Origin of the sequence: Propionibacterium cyclohexanicum (assembly GCF_900111365.1) — a bacterium.
Taxonomy (GTDB): Bacteria; Actinomycetota; Actinomycetes; order Propionibacteriales; family Propionibacteriaceae; genus Propionibacterium; species Propionibacterium cyclohexanicum.
This window is the reverse complement of record NZ_FOGZ01000001.1, coordinates 122940-145306: the sequence shown is the minus strand read 5'-3', so window position 1 is coordinate 145306 and position 22367 is coordinate 122940. Positions and strand designations below refer to the sequence as shown.

20 protein-coding genes are annotated in these 22367 nt (G+C 67.9%); 5 read left to right on the top strand and 15 right to left on the bottom strand.

The features are described 5' to 3' along the window. Window positions 1–2: 2 nt before the first annotated feature. From BMX93_RS00650 to BMX93_RS00635, 4 genes are read right to left on the bottom strand one after another with little or no spacing between them, the layout of a single operon-like run. Window positions 3–350, bottom strand: coding sequence for a non-heme iron oxygenase ferredoxin subunit (locus BMX93_RS00650; RefSeq protein WP_091966618.1), 348 nt, complete (start codon window positions 348–350; stop codon window positions 3–5). Then, window positions 347–1558: a Fe-S cluster assembly protein SufD gene (gene sufD / locus BMX93_RS00645; protein ID WP_091966616.1), complete on the bottom strand. Its 1212-nt coding sequence runs from the start codon at window positions 1556–1558 to the stop codon at window positions 347–349. The genes BMX93_RS00650 and sufD overlap by 4 nt, the downstream gene beginning before the upstream one ends. Beyond that, a complete protein-coding gene (gene sufB, locus BMX93_RS00640; protein ID WP_091966615.1) occupies window positions 1559–3001 on the bottom strand; it encodes a Fe-S cluster assembly protein SufB in 1443 nt (480 codons plus the stop codon). It abuts the gene before it with no gap. After that, window positions 2998–3762: a helix-turn-helix transcriptional regulator gene (locus BMX93_RS00635; protein WP_091966613.1), complete on the bottom strand. Its 765-nt coding sequence runs from the start codon at window positions 3760–3762 to the stop codon at window positions 2998–3000. Before BMX93_RS00635 ends, sufB begins: the two co-directional genes overlap by 4 nt. A gap of 218 nt (window positions 3763–3980) precedes the next feature. Between BMX93_RS00635 and BMX93_RS00630 the strand changes: the two genes are divergently transcribed. Next, window positions 3981–6620, top strand: coding sequence for a sodium-translocating pyrophosphatase (locus BMX93_RS00630; RefSeq protein ID WP_091966611.1), 2640 nt, complete (start codon window positions 3981–3983; stop codon window positions 6618–6620). 34 nt (window positions 6621–6654) lie between these two features. Here the strand turns inward: BMX93_RS00630 and pdxT are convergent, their stop codons facing one another. Further along, entirely contained in the window at window positions 6655–7275 is a 621-nt protein-coding gene (pdxT, locus tag BMX93_RS00625) for a pyridoxal 5'-phosphate synthase glutaminase subunit PdxT (protein WP_091966609.1), read from the bottom strand. Between the two features lie 2 nt (window positions 7276–7277). After that, window positions 7278–8117: a pyridoxal 5'-phosphate synthase lyase subunit PdxS gene (gene pdxS / locus BMX93_RS00620; RefSeq protein ID WP_245725660.1), complete on the bottom strand. Its 840-nt coding sequence runs from the start codon at window positions 8115–8117 to the stop codon at window positions 7278–7280. 165 nt (window positions 8118–8282) lie between these two features. Between pdxS and pdxR the strand changes: the two genes are divergently transcribed. From pdxR to pgl, 4 genes are all read left to right on the top strand, one after another. Continuing rightward, window positions 8283–9686, top strand: coding sequence for a MocR-like pyridoxine biosynthesis transcription factor PdxR (gene pdxR, locus BMX93_RS00615; protein WP_091966607.1), 1404 nt, complete (start codon window positions 8283–8285; stop codon window positions 9684–9686). Window positions 9687–9782: 96 nt separating this feature from the next. After that, entirely contained in the window at window positions 9783–11321 is a 1539-nt protein-coding gene (gene zwf / locus BMX93_RS00610; RefSeq protein WP_091966605.1) for a glucose-6-phosphate dehydrogenase, read from the top strand. 10 nt (window positions 11322–11331) lie between these two features. After that, window positions 11332–12234 (top strand): glucose-6-phosphate dehydrogenase assembly protein OpcA, encoded by a 903-nt coding sequence (locus tag BMX93_RS00605; RefSeq protein ID WP_091966603.1) that lies wholly within the window; start codon window positions 11332–11334, stop codon window positions 12232–12234. After that, a complete protein-coding gene (gene pgl, locus BMX93_RS00600; protein WP_091966601.1) occupies window positions 12234–12974 on the top strand; it encodes a 6-phosphogluconolactonase in 741 nt (246 codons plus the stop codon). The genes BMX93_RS00605 and pgl overlap by 1 nt, the downstream gene beginning before the upstream one ends. Window positions 12975–12982: 8 nt before the next feature. On the opposite strand, the gene BMX93_RS00595 is transcribed toward pgl, so the two are convergent. The 9 genes from BMX93_RS00595 to uvrC all read right to left on the bottom strand — a co-directional run bounded on the left by BMX93_RS00595 (window position 12983) and on the right by uvrC (window position 22258). Beyond that, complete coding sequence (locus tag BMX93_RS00595) at window positions 12983–13339, bottom strand: RNA polymerase-binding protein RbpA (RefSeq protein WP_091966600.1); 357 nt, start codon at window positions 13337–13339, stop codon at window positions 12983–12985. A 60-nt stretch (window positions 13340–13399) separates the two neighbouring features. Continuing rightward, the gene (secG, locus tag BMX93_RS00590; protein WP_245725659.1) at window positions 13400–13660 is read right to left on the bottom strand and encodes a preprotein translocase subunit SecG; all 261 of its coding nucleotides are present in this window, start codon (window positions 13658–13660) and stop codon (window positions 13400–13402) included. 226 nt (window positions 13661–13886) lie between these two features. Further along, a complete protein-coding gene (tpiA, locus tag BMX93_RS00585; RefSeq protein WP_091966598.1) occupies window positions 13887–14675 on the bottom strand; it encodes a triose-phosphate isomerase in 789 nt (262 codons plus the stop codon). After that, window positions 14675–15886, bottom strand: a complete 1212-nt coding sequence (locus BMX93_RS00580) for a phosphoglycerate kinase (protein WP_091966596.1) — start codon at window positions 15884–15886, stop codon at window positions 14675–14677. Before BMX93_RS00580 ends, tpiA begins: the two co-directional genes overlap by 1 nt. Window positions 15887–15985: 99 nt before the next feature. Continuing rightward, window positions 15986–16990, bottom strand: coding sequence for a type I glyceraldehyde-3-phosphate dehydrogenase (gap, locus tag BMX93_RS00575; protein ID WP_091966853.1), 1005 nt, complete (start codon window positions 16988–16990; stop codon window positions 15986–15988). Window positions 16991–17241: 251 nt separating this feature from the next. Then, on the bottom strand, window positions 17242–18225 hold the full coding sequence (gene whiA, locus BMX93_RS00570; RefSeq protein WP_091966593.1) for a DNA-binding protein WhiA: 984 nt from the start codon (window positions 18223–18225) through the stop codon (window positions 17242–17244). Window positions 18226–18442: 217 nt separating this feature from the next. Beyond that, window positions 18443–19393, bottom strand: a complete 951-nt coding sequence (locus BMX93_RS00565; RefSeq protein ID WP_091966591.1) for a gluconeogenesis factor YvcK family protein — start codon at window positions 19391–19393, stop codon at window positions 18443–18445. Next, window positions 19390–20283, bottom strand: a complete 894-nt coding sequence (gene rapZ, locus BMX93_RS00560; protein WP_091966589.1) for an RNase adapter RapZ — start codon at window positions 20281–20283, stop codon at window positions 19390–19392. Before rapZ ends, BMX93_RS00565 begins: the two co-directional genes overlap by 4 nt. A 4-nt stretch (window positions 20284–20287) precedes the next feature. After that, window positions 20288–22258, bottom strand: coding sequence for an excinuclease ABC subunit UvrC (gene uvrC / locus BMX93_RS00555; protein WP_091966587.1), 1971 nt, complete (start codon window positions 22256–22258; stop codon window positions 20288–20290). Window positions 22259–22367: the final 109 nt, after the last annotated feature.

Here is a 22367-nt window from a genome sequence, read left to right as displayed (position 1 = left end):
GTTCAGTTCTCCTTCAAGGGGTTCTCGACGTCGACGAGGACATGCTTACCCTCGACACGGACGGGATAGACGGGTACCGGCTGGGTGGCCGGCAGGTTGAGCGCCGCGCCGGTGCAGACATTGAACAGTGAGCCGTGGAGATAGCACTCAACGGTGCCGGCGTGTGCATCGAAGTCGCCCTCGGACAGCTGGACGGCGCCGTGGCTGCACTCGTCGAGCAGGGCGTGGACCTCGCCGTCCGGCAGGCGGAAGAGCACCACCGGCAGCGGTCCCTCACTGGGATGATCGACCTCGACAGCCACCGGACCGTCGGTCAACTCGTCGAGCTGCGCCACCTGCACGAAGCTCACCTCGGATCCCCGATCTCGGGGGCGATGACATCGAGCTCGCGGTCCACGGCCGCCATGAGGCGTTCCTCGACATCGGGCACCTGGATGCGTCGGATGATGTCGACGAAGAAACCCTGGACGACCAGGCGACGTGCCTCGTCCTCGGGGATACCGCGGCTGCGCAGGTAGAACAGCTGCTCATCGTCGAACCGGCCGGTCGTGGAGGAGTGGCCGGCGCCCTCGATGTTGCCCGTCTCGATCTCGAGATTGGGGATGGAGTCAGCCCGTGCACCGGGGGTGAGCAGCAGGTTCTTGTTCGCCTCGTAGGTGTTGATCCCCTCGGCCTGCTTGCGGATGAGCACATCGCCCACCCACACGCTGTGCGAGCCCTCGCCCTGCACGGCCCCGCGGTAGTCCACCTCGGAGCGGGTGTGGGGCTCGTTGTGGTCGATGAACAGCCGATGCTCGACGTGGCGGGCGCCGTCGACGAAGTACAGCCCGAATTGCTCGAGCTGACCGCCGCTGCCCTCGAAGGTGGCCCGCTCGATGAGCCGTGTCACGGCACCCCCCAGGGAGGCCTGCACGGTGCGTACGTGCGCGTCGCGACCCACTCGCACCGAGTGCTGGGCAGCCCGCAGGGCATCGGGTGCCCAGTCCGACAGGGTGACGAAATCGAGCTGCGCGCCCTCGCCGACCCGTACGTCGATCTTGCCGGCGGAGGCGGTGCTGCCCTCGTAGCGGAAGACGAGCTTGACCCGGGCGGCCCGGCCCACGTTCACGATGAGGTGCTCGTAGATCCTCTCGTCCACGCCGGTCCCGCGGAAGGTGAGTTCCACGGGCTCGTCCAGCTCGAGGCCCGCCGGGATGTCGAGCACGCTGGCCTGCCGGGTGTTGTGGCAGGCGATGGCCGCCGAGCGGTCCGCCGGCGGCTCGACGCTCAGGACGCGGGCCCGAGCCTCGCTGATCGTGCCCAGGCTGACCTGGGCCGGCAGCGCAGCGATGACCTCGAAGCCATGGTCGGTCGGTTCGCCCGAGAGCAGGCGGGTGAGCTTGCGCACCGGGGTGAAACGCCAGACCTCCTCGCGCCCCTTGGGCAGGGGATGGTCCTCCAGATCCCAGGAGACCTTCGGATGCAGGTGCGAGGCTGGGGTCTCCACCGCAGCCGCCACCGCCTCAGCCCCGGAATCCACCGGTTGCGCCACGAGCCCGGCTCCATTCTTCGTTGTCATTCAGCCGACCGAACCTTCCATTTGGAGCTCGATGAGCCTGTTGAGCTCCAGCGCGTACTCCATCGGGAGCTCCCGAGCGATCGGCTCGACGAAACCACGCACGATGAGCGCACGCGCCTCGTCCTCGTTGAGACCCCGCTGCATGAGATAGAACAGCTGGTCCTCGCTGATCTTCGAGATGGTGGCCTCATGTTCCATCGTCACGTCGTCGGTGCGCACGTCCACATAGGGATAGGTGTCCGAGCGCGAGATGTTGTCGACCAGCAGGGCGTCGCACTTCACGCTCGACGCCGAATGGTGGGCGTCCTCCGACACGGCGATGAGGCCGCGGTAGCCGGTGCGCCCGCCATTGCGCGAGATCGACTTCGAGACGATCGTGCTCGAGGTGTACGGCGCGTTGTGCACCATCTTGGCCCCGGTGTCCTGGTGTTGCCCCTCGCCCGCGAAGGCGATGCTCAATGCCTCGCCCTTGGCGTGCGGACCCATGAGATAGCAGGCCGGGTACTTCATATTCGCCCGGGAGCCGATGTTGCCGTCGATCCACTCCATCTGGCCGCCCTCGGCGACCGTGGCGCGCTGGGTGACGAGGTTGTACACATTGTTCGACCAGTTCTGGATGGTCGTGTAGCGGCAGCGGGCGTTCTTCTTCACGATGATCTCGACGATGGCCGAGTGCAGCGAGTCGGTTTTGTAGATCGGCGCCGTGCAGCCCTCGACATAGTGCACATAGGCGCCCTCGTCGACGATGATGAGGGTGCGCTCGAACTGGCCGAGGTTTTCGGTGTTCATCCGGAAGTAGGCCTGCAGGGGGATCGAGCAGTGCACCCCCTTGGGCACGTAGATGAACGAGCCGCCGCTCCACACCGCCGTATTGAGCGCCGCGAACTTGTTGTCGCCTCCCGGGATCACCGAGCCGAAGTACTCCTTGAACAGCTCGGGGTACTGCTTCAGCCCTGTGTCGGTATCGAGGAAGATGACGCCCTGGCGCCCCAGTTCATCGTTGATCTTGTGATACACGACCTCCGACTCGTACTGGGCCGCCACCCCGGCCACCAGCCTCGCCTTCTCCGCCTCGGGGATGCCCAACCGGTCGTAGGTGCGCCGGATGTCCTCGGGCAGGTCCTCCCAGCTCTCGGCCTGGGTCTCGGTGGAGCGGACGAAATACTTGATCTGGTCGAAGTCGATCGTCGACAGATCGACGCCCCAGTTCGGCATGGGCTTGCGCTCGAAATTGCGCAGCCCCTTGAGTCGCAGTTCGAGCATCCAATCGGGCTCGTGCTTAAGCGCGGAGATGCCCCGAACGACCTCCTCGGACAGTCCGCGCTTGGCGGCGGCGCTGTAGGCGTCCGCATCGTGCCAGCCGTACTTGTAGGTCTCGAGCTCGTCGGCCAGTTTCTGCTGCTCGGACAGACTGGGAGCCGGTCCGGTGTCAACCTGTGTCATGCGCTCGTCGCCTCTCGATGGTTGTCGGTGCCCGGGTCATCGGGTGTGGTTGCTTGGAAGGTCACGGTGTGGGAAGGAACATTCGTCGTGCAGATGCCGTCGCCATGGGCGATCGTCGCCAATCTCTGGACATGGGAGCCCAGCAGGCGGGAGAACACCCGGGTCTCCACCTCGCACAGCTGCGGATATGCCGTCGCGACCTCCGCCACCGGGCAGTTGTACAGGCACAGCTGGGCACCAACCGGTGAGGGAGCGACACGGGCGACATAGCCCTTCTGGTCCAGCAATTCGGCCAGCGTCTCGACCGGGTCTTCATCGGGAGTCTCGCGGCGGCGTTCCTCGTACTGCGTCCCGACCTCGTCGCAGCGCCGCTCCCCCAGCCGGGTGACACCCTCTGCCCCGGCTGCTTCGACGAGCGCGCCGATCGCCTGGATTGCCAGATCGTCATAGCCCTGACCGAATACCGCCCGGCCCGAAGCCGTGATGACGTATTCCCGTGCCGGTCGCCCGCGCCCCCTCGGTCCTGGCTGACGGCGCTCGTGTTCCTCGACCTGTCCGGCATCGAGCAGCATCCCCAGCTGCCGGCGCACCGCCGTGGGTGTCACCCCGAGGCTGCGGGCCAGCTCGGCGGCCGTGGCACGGCCCCGGCCCATCAGCTCCCTGAGCACCTCAAGGCGCGCCGAACTCTCGCCCGTGTCGGGCGAGCTGGGAACCTTCGCCACTGCTTCCACAACCCCATTGTTTCCATAATCGCTCGCCATTCAATGCCGACCACCATCCGACCGGGCTTGACAACCGCCCCCGGCGCATTTCGGCGGGTCCGGCCGGACCGGTCAACGGGCCACCCGATACGCTGTCTGCGAGATCGCGAGCCGGTCGACGCCGGCTCTCGATGGAGGGGCCCGGTCACGACGTCGACAAGGGTGTTCGACACCGGCCGGCCCCCGGACGCAGGAGTTGACCCAATGGAGGGATCGACATGAGTGCCACCGTGGACCACGCCGTCGAGGACGGCCCGAGAACATCTGACACCGCCCGTGAGCCGCGCCGGGAGCCCGTCCGTCAGCACCGAACGCAGTACCGCCGAACGCAGTGCCCCCGATCGCGGTGCCACCGGACGCAGTGGCTGCGCGCCGGCGCCGCAGTCTCGGCCGCGCTGGCCCTGAGCGGCTGCGGCACGGGCACAGCCGGCGGCGGTGAGGCGAACCTCACCCTGCCCGACTTCCACGACCCGGCGGTGAGCTATCTGGGCATGAGCGGCTGGGCGCTGCTCGCACTCGGCATGCTCGTGTGCCTCGCCGGCATGGCCTTCGGAGTGATCACCTATCTGCGTCTCAAGAGGCTTCCCGTGCACGATTCGATGCGCGAGATCTCGGAGCTCATCTACCAGACCTGTGTCACCTACCTGACCCAGCAGGGCCGTTTCCTCATCGTGCTGTGGGTCTTCATCGCCGCCGTCATCACCGTCTATTACGCCGCGCTCGTCGGTTTCCCGCTCAGCAGGGTGGCGGTCATCCTGCTCATGAGCCTGCTGGGCATGGCCGGGTCCTATGGGGTCGCCTGGTATGGCATCCGGGTCAATACCTTCGCCAACTCCCGCAGCAGCTTCGCCGCCCTGCGCGGCAAGCCCTATCCCACCCACCGCATCCCGATGCAATCGGGCATGAGCGTGGGGATGGTCCTCATCAGCGTCGAGCTGTTCATGATGCTGTTCATCATGTTGTTCCTGCCGGGAAACCTGGCCGGCAGCTGCTTCATCGGATTCGCCATCGGCGAGTCGCTGGGGGCCGCAGCGCTGCGCATCGCGGGGGGCATCTTCACCAAGATCGCCGACATCGGCTCCGATCTCATGAAGATCGCCTTCCACATCAAGGAGGATGACGCCCGCAATCCCGGCGTCATCGCCGACTGCACCGGGGACAACGCCGGCGACTCGGTGGGGCCCTCGGCCGACGGCTTCGAGACCTATGGCGTCACGGGTGTGGCCCTCATCACCTTCGTCCTGCTCGCCGTCCCCGGGGAGCTGGCGAACAGCGACGAGGTCAAGCTGCACCTGCTGGTGTGGATCTTCGCGATCCGGATCGTCATGATGGTCGCCAGCTTCATCAGCTATGCCATCAACTCGGCCATCACCCGAGCCCGGTGGGCCGACGCGGAACAGATGGACTTCGAGGCGCCGCTGACCTCGCTGGTGTGGATCACCTCGCTCGTCTCGATAGCGCTCACCTTCGTGGCCTCCTATGGCCTGCTCGGCTCGATGGGCGAGCCGGCCACCGGGCTGTGGTGGAAGCTGTCGGTGATCGTCAGCTGCGGCACACTGGCCGGCGCGCTGATCCCCGAGCTGGTGAAGGCCTTCACGTCCACCAAGTCGCGCCACGTCAAGGAGGTGGTCGTCTCGACCCAGCAGGGCGGGCCGAGCCTCAACATCTTGTCGGGGGTGGTTTCGGGCAACTTCTCCGGGTACTGGCTGGGCATCACCATCGTGGGCCTCATGGGGATCGCCGCGGCGATCTCCACCCTGATATCCGACCAGCTCATGGTCGCCCCGGCGGTCTTCGCGATGGGCCTGGTGGCCTTCGGCTTCCTCGGAATGGGTCCGGTGACGATCGCCGTCGACTCCTACGGGCCGGTCACCGACAACGCCCAGAGTGTCTACGAGCTGTCCATGATCGAGGACATCGACGGCATCGACGCTGAGCTCGAGCGTGACTACGGGTTCACCCCTCAGTGGGACCGCGCCAAGCGGCTGCTGGAGGAGAACGACGGCGCAGGCAATACCTTCAAGGCCACCGCCAAGCCCGTGCTCATCGGCACCGCCGTGGTCGGCGCCACGACGATGATCTTCTCGATCCTCATCAGCCTGTCCAGCGCCTATCCCGATGGCATCCAGGACGCCGGCTTCCTGCACAATATGAGCCTGCTCAACCCGCTCTTCCTCCTGGGGCTGATCAGCGGCGGGGCGATCATCTACTGGTTCAGCGGCGCCTCGATGCAGGCCGTGACGACCGGTGCCTATCGGGCCGTCAGCTTCATCCGCGAGAACATCCACCTCGAAGGATCCACGAGGGCCTCCACCGAGGACTCCAAGAAAGTGGTGCAGATCTGCACCCAGTACGCCCAGCGAGGCATGATCAACATCTTCCTGGGAGTCTTCTTCGCCACCTTGGGCTTCGCCTTCCTCAACGAGTACCTGTTCATCGGCTATCTCATCTCGATCGCCGTCTTCGGCCTCTACCAGGCCATCTACATGGCCAATGCCGGTGGCGCATGGGACAACGCGAAGAAGATCGTCGAAGTCGATCTGGACGCCAAGGGCACTCCCCTGCACGACGCCTCAGTGGTCGGCGACACCGTCGGTGACCCTTTCAAGGACACCAGCTCGGTGAGCCTCAACCCGATCATCAAGTTCAGCACGCTGTTCGGGCTGCTGGCCGTCGAGCTCGCGGTGGCGCTGCGCCACGACGGTGCAGCGCTGACCGCGATCCTGGCGGCGGTCTTCCTCCTCGTGTCCGCCGTGTTCGTCTACCGCAGCTTCTACCGGATGCGCATCGGGCTGGGGCTGGGCGATGTACGCGCGGCCCTTGGCCCCGAACCGCACGAGAGCGGGATCGCCGGCTGAGCCGGCGCCCGCTCGCCTGGGGGTGCGTGCCCGGTCACAGCCTGCCGACGAAACTGCGGTGCACCTGGAGATCGTGGGTCAGCTCGGGGTGGAAGGACAAGGCCGTGATCGCCCCCTGCTGCACTGCCACGACCTGTCCGTGCACCGCGGCGAGGCATTCCACTGCGGGGCCCACCGACTCGATGACGGGCGCTCGGATGAAGACCGCCTCGACATCGCCGCCGATCCCCGCCACGCTCAGGTGCGTCTCGAAGGAGTCGAGCTGACGTCCGAAGGCATTGCGCCGGGCTCGCACACGCAGCACCCCGAGACTGCGCTGACCCGGCGCGGCGCCGACGAGCTCCTCGGCCACCAGGAGCAGGCCCGCGCAGGTGACCAGCGCCGGCAGACCTGCCTGGAGTGCGCCGCGCAGCGGTTCGGCAAGGCCCAGGGCCCTCGAGAGCTTGTCAAGCACGCTCGACTCGCCGCCGGGCACGACGATGCCGTCGATGCCGTCGAGTTCGGCGGGGCGGCGGACCAGCCGTGTCCGGGCACCCACAGCGGTCAGTGCCCGGACGTGCTCGGCAAACCCGCCCTGCAGGGCCAGCACGCCGACCAGCGGCGCCGCCCGATCGGGCGAGCCGGGCCCGCCGCGATGCGACGGCGGCGTCACCATGTTCACCATCCGCGCTCTGCCAGCCGGTGCGGGGCAGGCACATCGCTCACATTGATGCCGACCATCGCGTCGCCGAGATCATGGGAGACCTCGGCGATGGCATCGGGATCGTTGTACAAGGTGGTGGCCTTGACGATGGCGGCGGCCCGCTTGGCGGGATTGCCCGACTTGAAGATGCCCGATCCGACGAAGACCCCCTCGGCGCCCAGTTGCATCACCAGGGCAGCGTCCGCGGGCGTCGCGACACCGCCAGCGACGAACAGCACGACCGGAAGGCCGCCAGTTCGCGCCACCTCGCGCACCAGATCGTAGGGGGCCTGCAAGTCCTTGGCGGCGACATAGAGCTCCTCGCTGCCGAGCCCGTGCAGGCGATTGATCTCGTCGCGGATGGTGCGGATGTGGCGTACTGCCTCGGAGACATCGCCGGTGCCAGCCTCGCCCTTCGAACGAATCATGGCGGCCCCCTCGGTGATCCGGCGCAGTGCCTCGCCCAGGTTCGTGGCACCGCAGACGAAGGGCACGTCGAACTCCCACTTGTCGATGTGGTGGGAGTAATCGGCCGGCGAGAGCACCTCGGACTCGTCGACGAAGTCGACGCGCAAGGATTGCAGCACCTGGGCCTCGACGAAGTGGCCGATGCGTGCCTTGGCCATCACCGGGATCGACACGGCCGCCTGGATGCCCTCGATGAGACCGGGATCGCTCATCCGCGCCACCCCGCCCTGTGCCCGGATGTCCGCTGGCACCCTCTCGAGCGCCATGACGGCGCTGGCGCCGGCGTCCTCGGCGATGCGTGCCTGCTCGGGGGTCACCACGTCCATGATCACCCCGCCCTTGAGCATGTCGGCGAGTCCGCGCTTGACGCGGGTGGTAGCTGTCGTCTCCTCAGTCATGAGTGCCATCACAGCGCCCATAGCGGACCACCACAAGATCCACATCTGCAGATCTTGCATAGACCACTTTGAGACACTGCGCGCACGCGCCCTGCCGCACAGCACAATGGGGCGGTGCGCGGGCAATTGGTGGTCGATCTGCCGATACAGCTCGACCGCAGCTCCCCCCTCGGGTTGACGGCCCAGCTGGTCCGCGCACTGCGCCAGCTCATCGACGAGGGTCACCTGCGCCACCATGACGCGATGCCCTCCACCCGGGCCTTCGCCGCGAACCTGGGGCTGTCGCGGGGGACGGTGGTTGCCGCCTACGACCAGCTCCAGGCCGAGGGCTATCTCGAGGCCACCCCCGGCTCCGGCACCCGGGTGGAGGCGGCGGTCCGATTGCGCCCGGCCCGCCCCGCGCCGCCGGCGCCCCGCGCGGTGCCCCGGACCGGGCCGGCCTACGTCGACCTGCGCCCGGGCACTCCCGACGTCTCCTCGATCGTCTCGCCGCCGTGGCGCGCAGCCTGGCGGAAGGCCGTAGCTCACCCCACGGCGGTCGTGGACCCGCTCGGCCTGCCCGCTGTGCGCCTCGAGATCGCCGAGCACCTGAGGATGATGCGGGCTCTCGTCAGACCCCCCGGGCAGATCCTGGTCACCTCGGGGGCCCGCGAGGGCCTGGCCCTGCTGCTCCAGGCCCTGAGCGCCGGGAGGCGGCGCCTGCTGGTCGGCGTGGAGCAGCCCGGCCATCCGGCGCTCCTGGGGGTGCCCGCTGCGCTGGGAATCGACACGCTCCCCATGCAGACCGATGACCAGGGCCTCGTCACGGCGGCAATGCCACAGGGCGAGCGCCTCCCCGACGTCGTCGTCGTCACCCCGAGCCACCAGTACCCCAATGGCGGTTCGCTGTCGCTGGCGCGCCGGCAAGAGCTGCTGGGCTGGGCCGGGCGCACCGGCACCATCGTCGTCGAGGACGACTACGACTCCGAGCTGCGCTATGTCGGGATGCCGCTTCCGGCCCTCGCGACCCTGGACGATCCCGACAACGGGTCGGTGGTGCTGCTGGGCACCTTCTCGACCGTGCTCACCCCGGCCGTGGCGACCGGCTACCTCGTCGCGCCCGCCAGACTGATCCCGACACTGTCCGCGCACCGCCTCGCGACTGGCCTGCCGACACCAGCACTCGTCCAGCAGGCGCTGGCCGACTACCTGGCCAGCGGTGAACTGCGCCGTCACATCCAGCGGATGCGCCGCGACTACCGCCGGCGCCGCCGCCTCATCCTCGACTCGCTGGGCTCATTGCCGAACGCCCATCTGGCACCGCTGACCGGCGGTCTCCACGCGGTGGTCCACACCGAGGGGCCCGGTGCCGAGGTTGCCGCGACGCTGGCGGCGCAGCGCATCCTCGTCGGGGAGCTGTCCGGCTACTGGGGCCCGCACTCCCCCGACGTGCAGGGGATCGTCTTCGGATTCGGAGCAGTGGCTCCCGAGACGCTCGCCGAGCTCCTCCCTGCGATTGCGCGGGCCTGCAGGCGCTGATCGCAGCTCGATCCACTGCTCGCCGGTCGAGCCGGGTATGGCGATGCGCATATCGTAGTCATCGCACAGTGTCGGCCGCAGCGCTGGAAGGATGCCATGGCTGAAGTACCAGTCCCGGGATGGGTCAACCCTCTCTACGATCCGGATGACCTGCGGCTCCCGCGGATTGCAGGTCCTTGCGCGTTGGTCTTCTTCGGGGTCAGCGGCGATCTCTCGCGCAAGAAGCTGCTCCCTGCCGTCTACGACCTGGCCAACCGCGGGCTGCTGCCGCCCGGTTTCGGTCTGGTAGGTGTTGCGCGCCGCGACTACACCGATGCCCAGTTCGCCGAGCTGGTGCGCCAGGATGTCCAGGCACATGCCCGCACCCCCTTCCGGGAGGAGTCCTGGAAGCAACTCGTGACGGGCATCCGCTTCGTCTGGGGCGACTTCGACGATTCGTCGACCTTCGACCGGCTGCACGCCGCGCTCGACAAGCTCGACAACGAGCAGGGCACCGGCGGGAACCACGCCTTCTATCTTTCGGTGCCGCCCAGCATGTTCGAGGTGGTGGTGGACCAGCTCGAGAGCCACGAGATGGTGGACCAGGCCAAGGGCTGGAAGCGGGTCGTCATCGAGAAGCCGTTCGGGCATGACCTGGCCAGCGCCAAGGAGCTCTACCGGGTGGTCTCGAAGGCCTTCCCCCCCGAGTCGGTGTTCCGGATCGACCACTACCTCGGCAAGGAAACCGTGCAGAATCTGCTGGCGCTGCGCTTCGCCAACCAGATGTTCGAGCCGGTCTGGAACAACAACTATGTCAGTCACGTGCAGATCACCATGGCTGAGGACATCGGCATCGGGGGGCGCGCCGGCTACTACGACGGCATTGGTGCCGCCCGCGATGTCATCCAGAACCATCTGCTCCAGCTCATGGCGCTCACCGCCATGGAGGAGCCCAACAGCTTCGAGGCACGTCAACTGCGCATCGAGAAGCAGAAGGTCCTGGCGGCCGCGAGCATCCCCGCCGATCTTGATCGCTATACGGCACGGGGGCAGTACGTGGCAGGCTGGCAGGGCGGCATGCAGGTGCCCGGATTCCTCGAGGAGAAGGGCATTCCCTCCGACTCGCGCACCGAGACCTATGCTGCCATCCGGGTGGACATCGGGACGCGGCGCTGGGCCGGGGTGCCCTTCTACCTGCGGTCGGCCAAGAGGATGCCGCGGCGCGTCACCGAGATCGCGCTCATGTTCAAGCGCGCACCTCACCTGCCCTTCGACAACACCGAGACGCGCGAGCTGGGCACCAATGCGCTGGTCTTACGGATCCAGCCCGACGAGGGCATCTCGATGCACTTCGGGGCCAAGGTCCCGGCAACGGGCATGGAGATCCGCCAGGTCACCATGGACTTCGCCTACGCGGCCTCGTTCACCGAATCCAGCCCGGAGGCCTACGAGCGCCTCATCCTTGATGTGCTGCTGGGTGATCCCCCGCTGTTCCCGCAGCAGGAGGAAGTGGAGCTCTCCTGGGAACTGCTCGACCCCGTGCTCGAGCGCTGGGCCGAGTCGGGAGCCCCCGAACCCTATCCGTCGGGAACCTGGGGGCCGAGCAGTGCCGCCGACATGCTGGCCCGTGACGGATTCACCTGGCGCAGGCCCTGAGGAGACTGCCATGATCATCGAACTCACCGATACCAATGCCCCAGCGGTCGCTGCCCGCGCGCTGTCCGCCCGCCGCTCCACCGGTGTTGCCTCCGGGCTGGTCATGACGCTCATCGTCATGAGCAGCACCCAGCAGTACTCGCAGGCCTTCGACGCCGCCCAGGCCACTGCAGCCGAGCATCCGTCGCGAATCCTCATGGTGCTCACGAGCAAGTCCCCCAAGACCGCCATGGATGCCGAGATCCGAATCGGCGAGGGCGTGCCCGGGGACATGATCACCCTGCGGCTGTCCGGTGATCTCGTCGACCACGCCGACTCGGTCGTGCTGCCACTGCTGCTTCCCGATCTGCCGGCAGTGGCGTGGTGGCCGGGGCGCGGCCCAGAGCTGCCTTCCCAGGACCCGGTGGGCGCGCTCGCGAGGCTGCGCATCACCGATGCCACGAACTCCGACGACCCCGTCGGCACGCTCATCGCGCGGGCCCGCGGCCCGCACAGCGCCGCCGACACCGATCTGTCGTGGACTCGGCTCACCCGCTGGCGAGCACTCATCGCGTCTGCCCTGGACCAGTGCGGCCGGCCGGTCAGCTCCGCCACAGTCGAGGCGGCCGAGGAGAATGCGCCCGCCGCCCTGCTGGCATCCTGGCTCGACGCCCGGCTCGGCGTGCCGGTGGGCATCGTCACGTCGATGGGACCTGGCATCACGGCGGTGCGGCTGCAGACCGAGTGCGGCGAGGTTGCGATCCGGCGCGTGTCGAAGACCGACTCGGAGTACATCGTGCCGGACCAGCCGGTGCGCACCGCGGCGCTGGCGCGGCGCACTCGCGTCGAGCTGCTCTCCGAGGAGCTTCGCCGCCTGGGGCCCGATGCGATCTTCGAGCAGGCGCTCGACAAGCTCGCGGAGCGAGCCTCCTGATGAGTGCACCGCGTGTCTTCCGCTACCGCGACGGGGCTGAGCTCGCCGCGCACGCCGGGGGACGCCTCAGCGCCCATCTGGCGCAGCTGCAACGCCACCAGGAGTTCGTGCACCTGTGCCTCGCCGGGGGCCCGACCGGTCTGGAGCTGTGCCACCAGCTGGCGGCGCTGGCGCCCTCGGGGATCTTCGATGCCTCGCGTCTGCACCTGTGGTGGTCGACAGAGCGTTTCGTGGACACCACCGACCCCGTTCGCTTCTCCTTCCAGACGCTCAGCGTGCTGGCAGCCACGCTGCCGCTGGTGCCCTCGCACATCCATGCGATGCCCCCGCGCACCGGAACGACGGATGTCGACGATGCGGCGTTTGCCTATGCAGAGGAACTCGGGGGCACGGTCTTCGACTGCTGCCTGCTCGACGTGGGCGAGGACGGCCATGTCGCGTCGATCTTCCCTCGGCATTCCAGCTTCACCGCCCAGTCGAAGACGACGCTCCTGGCCAGCGGGGTGACCGATGCTCCCTATGATCCACCCGAACGCGTGACGCTCAACTTCTCGGCGATCAATCGTTCCCGGCAGGTCTGGCTCTTCGCCTCAGGAGCGGACAAGCGCGATGCCGTGCGCGCAGGGCTTGAAGGCGATCCACGATGCCCCGCCACATACCCGCATGGCACCGAAAGCACCCTGTGGTTCGTCGATGAGGCGGCGGCGCAGAGCCTTCCCTATTTCCGCTGCGATCTGTAGGCACCCGATCAGTAGATGACCTCGCCGCGCGCGCGACGATCCTTGAGGTGGCTCAGCGCCTCCTCGAGGATGGCATGGGCCTCCTTGGAGCTGCGGCGCTCCTTCACATAGGCCAGATGAGTCTTGTACGGCTGGGTCTTCGGTGGCGGCGGCGGGTTGCGCTGGTCGAGATTGGCGGGCAGCCCGCACTTCATGCATTCCCACTGCTCGGGAATCTGCGCGTCCACGGCAAAGGACGGCTGGGTGATGTGCCCGTTGGCGCAATAGTAGGAAACCTGCACCCGAGGGCACACCTCCCCGCGCACTGCCTCGCCACTGGGGCCGGCACCGGCCCTGCTGCCACGAATGGCACTTCCACTGGACACTGCTTTGCGCTCCTTGCGGGTCGAGAATTCGGTGAATCTGTCCTGGCGGGGGCCTGCGGCTCAGCCGGCGTGCCGCTGCAGCACGAGCAGGCCGAAGATGCAGGCCAGCCACAGGAGACTGATGATGATGGTCAGCCGGTCGAGCATCCGCTCGGCCGACGAGGTGCCGCTCATGGCCGTGCTCATGCCGCCGCCGAACAAATCGGACAGGCCGCCACCACGGCTCTTGTGAAGGAGGATGAACGCGGTGAGGACGAGGCTCAGCACGATGAGCAGGATCGAGAGCGTCATCGTGGGCCAAGTCATGAGTGGAATCGACATCACTGCCTGAGTCTAGCCCACCGATGCGGGGGCTCCGCCCGGCCAGGGGCCGCCATGCCACCGCGGAGCCGGCGCGCCGCCGCCGCCCGGCCAGGTCCGGGGCAGGCAGTGCGTGCCCGCCGTCACGAAGCCGCGCCGTCACGAAGCCGTGGCGCCTCGCGGCAGGGGCGCCCAAGCACCGCCAGACGATGCCGGGACGCCCCTGCGTCTCATCTCGTGGCGTGGATCAGGCGGAGGGCTGATCGTAGAAGCGCACGATGGCCGCGAAATCCTCGGCCTTGAGGCTGGCGCCACCCACCAGGGCCCCATCGATGTCGGGCTTGGCCATGATGGCTGCCACGCTGCCCGGCTTGACCGAACCGCCGTACTGGATGCGCACCGATTCCGCGGTGGGCCCGTCGTACAGATCGGCGAGCGCGGAGCGGATCGCCCCGCAGACCTCCTGGGCGTCCTCGGGCGTGGCGACCTCGCCGGTGCCGATGGCCCAGACGGGCTCGTAGGCGATCACGAGCGAGGCAGCCTGCTCGGCGGCGATCCCCGCCAGGGCACCCTTCACCTGGGCGACGGTGTGCTCGACGTGCTTGCCGGCCTTGCGCACCTCCAGGCTCTCACCGACGCAGATGATCGGCGTGAGTCCCTTCGAGAGCGCCTTGAGCGCCTTGGCGTTGACGATCTCGTCGGTTTCGGCGTGGTACTGGCGCCGCTCGGAGTGACCCACGATCACATAGCTGCAGCCGAGCTTGACGAGCATATCGGCGCTCACCTCGCCGGTGTAGGCACCGGCGTCGTGCTCGGACAGGTCCTGGGCGCCGTAGGCGATCGGCAGGCGGTCGCCCTCGACGAGGGTCTGCACGGTGCGCAGATCGGTGAACGGCGGAATGACGACCGCCTCGGACTTCGTCTTGTCGTAGCCCTTGTCCTGCAGGGCGAAGGCGAGCTTCTGGACCAGACCGAGAGCCTCAATGTGGTTGAGGTTCATCTTCCAGTTGCCGGCGATGATCGGTGTGCGCGCCATCACTTGTCCCCTTCCAGGACTGCCAGGCCCGGCAGCTGCTTGCCCTCGAGGTACTCCAGGGAGGCGCCGCCGCCGGTGGAGATCCAGCCGAACTGGTCGTCGGAATAGCCGAAGGTGCGCACCGCGGCGGCCGAATCGCCGCCACCGATGACGCTGAACGCCGAGCCCTCGGCGAGCGCCTTGGCGATGGCCTTGGTGCCACCGGCGAAGGCCTCGATCTCCGAGACGCCGGCCGGGCCGTTCCAGAAGACGGTCTTCGCCCCGGCGATCTCTTGGGCGAACAGCTTCTCCGACTCGGGGCCGATGTCCAGGCCGCCCTTGTCGGCGGGTATGGCGTCGACCGGAACCACCTCGACCTCACCCTTGACGGTACGGGCCTCGAAGTCCATGCCGTCGGCGATCCGTACGTCGACGGGAAGCAGGATTCTCTTGCCCTTGGCCTGGGCGTCGGCCAGGTAGCCCTTGCAGGCTTCCACCTTGCTCTCGTCGAGGATCGAATTGCCCACCTCGTAGCCCTGAGCCTTGAGAAAGGTGTAGGACATGCCGCCGCCGATGATGAGGGTGTCGGCCACCTTGAGCAGGTTGTCGATGACGGCGAGCTTGTCGGCCACCTTGGCACCGCCGAGCACGACGACGTAGGGCCGCTCCGGATCGGTCGTGATCTTCGACAGGACCGAGACTTCCTTCTCGACGAGGTGGCCAGCGGCGCTGGGCAGCAGCTTGGCGATGTCGTAGACGCTGGCCTGCTTGCGATGGACGACGCCGAAGCCGTCGGAGACGAAGTAGTCACCGAGCTGGGCGTACTTCTCGGCGAGTTCGGCGCGCTCGGCGTCGACCTTGCTCGTCTCGCCCGCCTCGAAACGCACGTTTTCGGCCAGCGCGATCTCGCCGTCGGCGAGAGCGGCGCTCACGGCCTGGGCCGACGGGCCCACCGTGTCGGTGGCAAGCTTCACGGACTGACCGAGCAGCTCACCGAGCCGAGCGGCGACGGGAGCCAGCGAGAACTTGGGGTCGGGGGTGCCCTTCGGGCGCCCCAGGTGGGCCAGTGCGGTGACCCGGGCGCCCTGGGACAGCAGCTCCTTCAGGGTGGGAAGCGCGGCCCTGATACGGCCGTCATCGGTGATGGTCTGACCCGAGAGCGGAACGTTGAAATCGCAACGGATGACGACGCGCTTGCCGCGCAGGTCACCCAGATCGGAAATGGTCTTCACTGCGTACTCCTCAAAATGACATTGAATTGGCTTGAAACGCAGCCAAGGGCGCGCCAGCAGCAGCCAGCACGCCCTTGGTCACGCGATCACGCGGGTCGATCAGAGCTTGTCCGCAACGAGCTCGGTAAGGTCGACGAGGCGGTTCGAGTAGCCCCACTCGTTGTCGTACCAGGACAGCACCTTGACGAGGTTGCCGATGACCTTGGTCTCGGTGGCGTCGAAGATGCTGGAGTGCGAATCGCCCTGGATGTCGGTCGAGACGATCGGGTCCTCGGTGTAGGCGAGGATGCCCTTGAGCGGGCCCTCGGCAGCGGCCTTGACGGCGGCCTTGACCTCGTCGACGGTGACCTCGCGGCTCGGGATGAAGGTCAGGTCGGTCAGCGAGCCGGTGGGTACCGGGACGCGCACGGCCAGGCCGTCGAACTTGCCCTTGAGCTCGGGGATAACCAAGGCCACGGCCTGGGCCGCACCGGTCTTCGTCGGGATCATGTTGAGGGCGGCGGCGCGGGCGCGACGCAGGTCCTTGTGGGGGGCATCCTGCAGACGCTGGTCACCGGTGTAGGCGTGGATCGTGGTCATGATGCCACGCTCGATGCCGAACGAGTCCTGCAGGACCTTGGCCAGCGGGGCCAGGCAGTTCGTGGTGCAGGAGGCGTTGCTGATGATGTTGTGCTTGGCCGGATCGTAGTCCTGGTCGTTGACACCGAGCACGAAGGTGCCGTCGACGTTCTTTCCGGGAGCGGAAATGACGACCTTCTTGGCGCCGGCGGCGATGTGTGCCTTGGCCTTCTCGCCATCGGTGAACAGGCCGGTGGACTCGACGACGACCTCAACGCCGAGATCCTTCCACGGCAGGTCGCCCGGGTTGCGCTGGGCGAGCACCTTGATCGGCTTGCCGTCGACGATGACGGAGTTGTCATCGTAGCTGACCTCACCGGGGAAACGGCCCAGGATCGAGTCGTACTTGAGGAGATGGGCCAGGGTCTTGGTGTCGGTCAGGTCATTGACGGCCACGACATCGAGGTCGGCCTTCTGCTCAACTGCAGCGCGGAAAAAGTTACGGCCGATTCGGCCGAAGCCGTTGATTCCAACCTTAACGGTCATGAAGTCGATCTCCTTCGACATGTCTGATATGTCCGGCACGCAGACGATCTCTGGTCCCGTGTCGAGCACGATGAACAACTCGATCCTAGCGGACTGCCATGCCTGCGCGAGAGCTGCCTGGGTGCTCTCGTGGAATGCCGGGCAGCGTGGGCCGGGCAGGGGTGGACCCGCCGGGCCCGCAGCGGCTCGCAATAGGCATCACGTCATGTGGTCACAGCCGAATCCGCCGGCTCAGCGACCCTCTTGCCGGCTCAGCGGCCCTCGGACTTGTCGGTCCTCAGAGCCGAGTCGGTAGCGGGCAGACCGCGCTCCTTGGCCGCACGGTCCGCCAGCGCGAGGAGCCGCCTGATGCGCCCGGCCACCGCGTCCTTGGTCAGGGGCGGATCGTGGAGCTGGCCAAGCTCCTCCAGACTGGCCTGGCGATGCGCCAGGCGCAGCTGGCCGGCGGTGCGCAGGTGCTCAGGGGTGGCCTCGCCGAGGATCTCCAGCGCCCGCTCAACCCGGCTGCTCGCGGCCACGGCGGCCCGTACCGAGCGTCGCAGGTTCGCGTCGTCGAAGTTGGCGAGCCGGTTCGCGCTGGCCCGCACCTCGCGGCGAACGCGCCGCTCCTCCCACGCGAGCACCGCGTCATGGGCACCCATCCGGGCCAGCAGTGCCGAGATGGCATCGCCGTCGCGCACCACCACCCGGTCGAGCTGGCGTACCTCGCGGGCCTTGGCCGGCACGCCGATCCGGCGGGCGGCACCGACCAGCGCCAGTGCCGCCTCGGAGCTCGGGCAACTCACCTCGAGAGCCGTCGAGCGACCTGGCTCGGTCAGCGAGCCACGCGCCAGGAAGGCGCCACGCCAGGCTGCCACCTGCTCGGCGAGGCCCCCGCCGATCACCTGGGCCGGCAATCCGCGCACAGGATGGCGATGCGCGTCGACCAGACCGGTGAGCCGGGCCAGGTCCTCGCCCTCGCGTACCAGCCGGACGACATAGCGGGTCCCCTTGCGCAGGCCGGCGGAGCTCACCACCACCACATCGGCGTCGAATCCGAACATCTCCGAGATGGCTGTGCGCAACCGCCTGGCGGCATGGCCGGTGTCGAGCTCGGCCTCGATGACGATGTGCCCGCTGACCAGGTGGATGCCGCTGGCGAAACGAAGCATCGAGGCGATCTCCGCGCGGCGGGCCTGGGGCGCTGCCACGGCCACGGTGGCCAGCTCGGCCTTCGCCTGTTGTGTCAGTGCCATGACCGATGCTCCGCCCTGTCGAATTGACCCTGTCCGCCCCGCCGGCCGGCCGAGGCGTCCACCCACCGTAGTGATCCTCCCGTAGTGATCCTCGCCGGAGTGGCCCCCGGCGAACCCTGCTGCATTGCGGCGCGGTCGACCGGCGGCCGGGCGCGCGTCCTTGCCTGCCGCGCAGTCCGGAGTCCCTCCTACCCAGTGCACGGGTGTTCAACGCGGCTCAGGCCATCATGATGTCGCGGTAGACCGAGGCGAGACGCAAGGGGTCGTGGCGGGCCGTGTGGTCGTGCATCGCCACATCGGCCACCACCAGTTCGGCGCCGAGGGCCGCGCAGCAGCCCTCCAGCTGCCGGTCGCCCGCTGCGAACAGTTCGTCGGCGATGACGGTGTCCAGCCGCAGATCCGGGGCGTGCTCGGCAAGGACCTCCAGGTGGCGAGACGGTGAGAAGCCGGCCGTCTCGTGCCCGGAGGCGACATTGAGGGTGAGGATGCGACGCGCCGAGCTCTCGACGATGGCGCGGGCCAGGTCGGGCACCAGAAGATGCGGCAGCACCGAGGTGAACCAGGAGCCGGGCCCTAGCACGATGTGATCGGCGCGCTCGACGGCCTTGACGGCCTCCTGGCAGGCCGGCGGCGCGGCAGGCACGAGGCGGACGGCCTGGACGAGGCCGGAGGTGGTGGCCACGGCGTGCTGACCCTCCACGACCTGCACCTCATCGGGCGCCTGTGAATCGGTCCCGACCACATCGGCCTCGATGCACAGCGGAATGGTCGACATCGGCAGCACCCGGCCGGTGGCGCGAACCAGCTGCGCCACGAGTTCCAAGCCGGCCACCGGATCGCCCGTCTCCTGCCAGATGCCCTCGATGAGGAGATTGCCGACGGCGTGCCCGTCGAGCGGGCCGCGGGAATGCAGACGGCCCTGAAGGACGCTCGCCCACTGCCTGCCCCGGCGCGTGTCGGCGCACAGCGCCGCCAGCGCCATCCGCAGGTCACCTGGCGGCAGTCCACCGAGTTCTTGGCGCAACCGCCCCGAGCTCCCGCCGTCGTCGGCGACCGTGACGACCGCCGTGAGATGGTCGGTGAGCCGGCGCAAGGCGGTGAGGGAGGCCGCCAGGCCGTGGCCGCCACCCAGTGCAACAACGACCGGTAGCTCGGCCAGTGCGCTCATTCCAGCCCCAGATCCCGATGCAGGACGCTGACCTGCCAGCCGCGTTCGCGCAGCCGGGCGGCGGCGGCCTCGCTGATTGCCGTGGACCGGTGCTTGCCCCCGGTGCAGCCGATCGCGATGGTCACCTGGCGCTTGCCCTCGCGCAGATAGCCGGGTTCGACGACGGCGAACAGCGCCTCGAAGGAGTCGAGGAAGGCCTGGGCCCCAGGGCGGGAGAGCACGTACTCGCTCACCGCCTTCGACAGCCCGGTCTGCGGACGCAACTCGGGAACCCAGTGCGGGTTCGGCAGGAAGCGGACGTCGAAGACCATGTCGGCGTCCATCGGCAGTCCGTTCTTGTACCCGAAGCTCATCACCTGCACGCGCAGGGTCTCGGCGTCCGAGCCACCGTAGATGTGGGCGATCCGGCTCGACAGTTGGTGCACGTTGAGACGTGAGCTGTCGATCACCATGTCCGCGCTGGCCCGCAGATCGGACAGCATCCGGCGTTCCTTGACGATGCCGTCGAGCAGGCGTCCGTCACCCTGGAGGGGTAGCGGGCGGCGGCTGGACTCCTGGCGGCGCACGATCGCCTCGTCGCTGGCCTCCAGGAAGAGGATCTCGGGCGTGACGCCTTGGGCGTCGAGCTGTGCGAAAACCACTGGAAGCTGCTCGAACATGTCGCGGCTGCGCACATCGAGGCCCACTGCCAGCCGGTTGAGACCCGAGGTGCTGGCGGTCGTGATGAGCTGGGGAAGCAGGCTGGGCGGGAGATTGTCCACCACGAACCAGCCGAGATCCTCCATGGCATGTGCGCAGGTTCGCCGCCCGGCGCCGGACAGTCCGGTGATGATCACGGTGCGGGGCTGCCTCGGCAGATGACGGGCCGGTGCTGGCGTTGCGCTCACCATGCCATTATCGCCCGTCCTCGGGGCGCGGCGGATCCGCGATGATCTCGCCGGTGGTCGCGTTGACCGCAGTTGTCGGCCGGTCCTTCTCCAAGGCTGCGACGACCGCGGCAGCAGTGGCGGGACCGATGCCGGGCAGCGCAGCGATCTCCTCGACGCTGGCCCGGCGCAGCGTGCGCAGCGAGCCGAAGTGCGCCAGCAGGGTCTTGCGCCGCACCTGGCCCAGCCCTGGGACGGAGTCGAGCACGGACTCGACCATCGCCTTGGAACGGCGCTCGCGGTGGTGCGTGATGGCGAAGCGGTGGGATTCGTCGCGCACCCGCTGGAGGAGGTAGAGCCCCTCGGAGTTGCGGGGCAGGATGATCGGGTTGTCCTCGCCGGGCAGCCAGACCTCCTCGAGGCGCTTCGCAAGGCCCACGATGCGTATCTCGGTGAGTCCCAGCTCCGCCACCGCTCGAGCTGCGGCGCCCACCTGCAGCGGACCGCCGTCGATGACGACGAGCGAGGGGGTGTAGGCAAACTTGAGCGGACGCCCGGTCTCGGGGTCGATGAGGACCGGTGCGCCGTCCTGCGCGGTCTCCATCGCCCGACGATCCTCGATGAGGCGGGCGAAGCGGCGGCTCAGCACCTCGTCCATGGCCCGCAGGTCGTCCGAGCCCTCGAAGCTCTTGATGACAAAGCGGCGGTACTCGCTCTTGCGGGCGAGGCCATCCTCGAAGACGACCATGGAGCCCACCACCTCGGTCCCCTGCAGATGGCTGATGTCGTATCCCTCTATCCGCAGCGGCGCCTCGGGCAGGTCAAGGGCCTCTTGGAGTTCCTCCATCGCCTTGTTGCGCGTACCGAGGTCGGACGCGCGTTTCGCCTTGTGCCGGGACAGGGCCTGGGCGGCATTGCGTGCCACGGTGTCCAACAGCACCCGCTTGTCGCCCCGCCGGGGCACGTGGATGTTCACTGCAGCCCCACGCTGCTCGGCCAAGAGCTCGGTGAGCACCGCACCCGAGGACGGTTCGGCCGGCACGATGACCTCGCGCGGCACAGTGGCGTCCGAATAGAGCTGCAGGATGAACGATTCGACGAGGTCGCCCTCGTCGGCGTCATCGGCACGATCGGCGACCCAGCTGCGCTCCCCGTGCACCCGTCCGCTGCGCACATGGAAGACCTGGACGGCCACCTCGAGAGGATCGACGGCTATCGCGATGACATCGGCGTTGGTGCCGTCGGGCAGCACGATGGCATTGCGCTCGGTGGCCTTGGCGAGGGCCTTGAGGGCATCGCGCAGCTTCGCCGCCTGCTCGTAGTCTTGCCTCTGCGAGGCCGCCTTCATCTGAGCGGTGAGCTTTCGCTCCAGCCGACCCGAGTGACCCTCCATGAAGCTGCACAGGTCCGCGACGATCTCGCGATGGTCCTCGGGACTGATCCACCCTACGCATGGCGCGGAGCACATCCCGATGTAGGCGAGCAGGCAGGGCCGTCCGGTGCTCTGCGCCCGGCGGTAGACCCCGGGTGTGCAGGAACGCATCGGGAAGACGTGGAGCAGCTGGTCGAGCGTCTCGCGGATCGCCCACGCCTCGCTGAACGGGCCGTAGTATCGCCAGCCCTTGTGCTTGGCACCACGCCCGACGAAGACCCTTGGCACCTCCTCGCTCCAGGTCACGCACAACCACGGATAGGTCTTGTCATCGCGGTACTTGATGTTGAACCGGGGGTCGTACTGCTTGATCCAGGTGTACTCGAGCTGGAGCGACTCCAGCTCGTTCTGCACCACGGTCCACTCCACATGGGCGGCAGTGCGCACCATCGTCTGGGTCCGCGGGTGCAGCGCCGCGATGTCTTGGAAGTAGCTGTTGAGCCGGTTGCGCAGGTTCTTCGCCTTGCCGACGTAGATCACCTGGTGATGGCTGTCGGAGAAGCGGTACACGCCCGGATCGGTGGGAATCGAACCCGGCGCCGGACGGTAACGTGACGGGTCGGCCATGCGCCGAGCATAGGTGCCCTCGCAGGTCGCCCACCATCGTCCGCGCTACGGTGGAGGGATGCTGGATCGGGGCTCCGACGCCCCGGGCGCCGGCCCGGACCATGCCACG

What these genes read in the sequence shown, in the direction of transcription:
- sufD (WP_091966616.1), bottom strand. Translation starts at nt 1,558, where the DNA reads ATGACAACGAAGAATGGAGCCGGGCTCGTGGCGCAACCGGTGGATTCC.
- sufB (WP_091966615.1), bottom strand. Translation starts at nt 3,001, where the DNA reads ATGACACAGGTTGACACCGGACCGGCTCCCAGTCTGTCCGAGCAGCAG.
- BMX93_RS00635 (WP_091966613.1), bottom strand. Translation starts at nt 3,762, where the DNA reads ATGGCGAGCGATTATGGAAACAATGGGGTTGTGGAAGCAGTGGCGAAG.
- BMX93_RS00630 (WP_091966611.1), top strand. Translation starts at nt 3,981, where the DNA reads ATGAGTGCCACCGTGGACCACGCCGTCGAGGACGGCCCGAGAACATCT.
- pdxT (WP_091966609.1), bottom strand. Translation starts at nt 7,275, where the DNA reads ATGGTGACGCCGCCGTCGCATCGCGGCGGGCCCGGCTCGCCCGATCGG.
- pdxS (WP_245725660.1), bottom strand. Translation starts at nt 8,117, where the DNA reads ATGCTCAAGGGCGGGGTGATCATGGACGTGGTGACCCCCGAGCAGGCA.
- zwf (WP_091966605.1), top strand. Translation starts at nt 9,783, where the DNA reads ATGGCTGAAGTACCAGTCCCGGGATGGGTCAACCCTCTCTACGATCCG.
- BMX93_RS00605 (WP_091966603.1), top strand. Translation starts at nt 11,332, where the DNA reads ATGATCATCGAACTCACCGATACCAATGCCCCAGCGGTCGCTGCCCGC.
- pgl (WP_091966601.1), top strand. Translation starts at nt 12,234, where the DNA reads ATGAGTGCACCGCGTGTCTTCCGCTACCGCGACGGGGCTGAGCTCGCC.
- secG (WP_245725659.1), bottom strand. Translation starts at nt 13,660, where the DNA reads ATGTCGATTCCACTCATGACTTGGCCCACGATGACGCTCTCGATCCTG.
- tpiA (WP_091966598.1), bottom strand. Translation starts at nt 14,675, where the DNA reads ATGGCGCGCACACCGATCATCGCCGGCAACTGGAAGATGAACCTCAAC.
- gap (WP_091966853.1), bottom strand. Translation starts at nt 16,990, where the DNA reads ATGACCGTTAAGGTTGGAATCAACGGCTTCGGCCGAATCGGCCGTAAC.
- whiA (WP_091966593.1), bottom strand. Translation starts at nt 18,225, where the DNA reads ATGGCACTGACACAACAGGCGAAGGCCGAGCTGGCCACCGTGGCCGTG.
- BMX93_RS00565 (WP_091966591.1), bottom strand. Translation starts at nt 19,393, where the DNA reads ATGAGCGCACTGGCCGAGCTACCGGTCGTTGTTGCACTGGGTGGCGGC.
- rapZ (WP_091966589.1), bottom strand. Translation starts at nt 20,283, where the DNA reads ATGGTGAGCGCAACGCCAGCACCGGCCCGTCATCTGCCGAGGCAGCCC.
- uvrC (WP_091966587.1), bottom strand. Translation starts at nt 22,258, where the DNA reads ATGGCCGACCCGTCACGTTACCGTCCGGCGCCGGGTTCGATTCCCACC.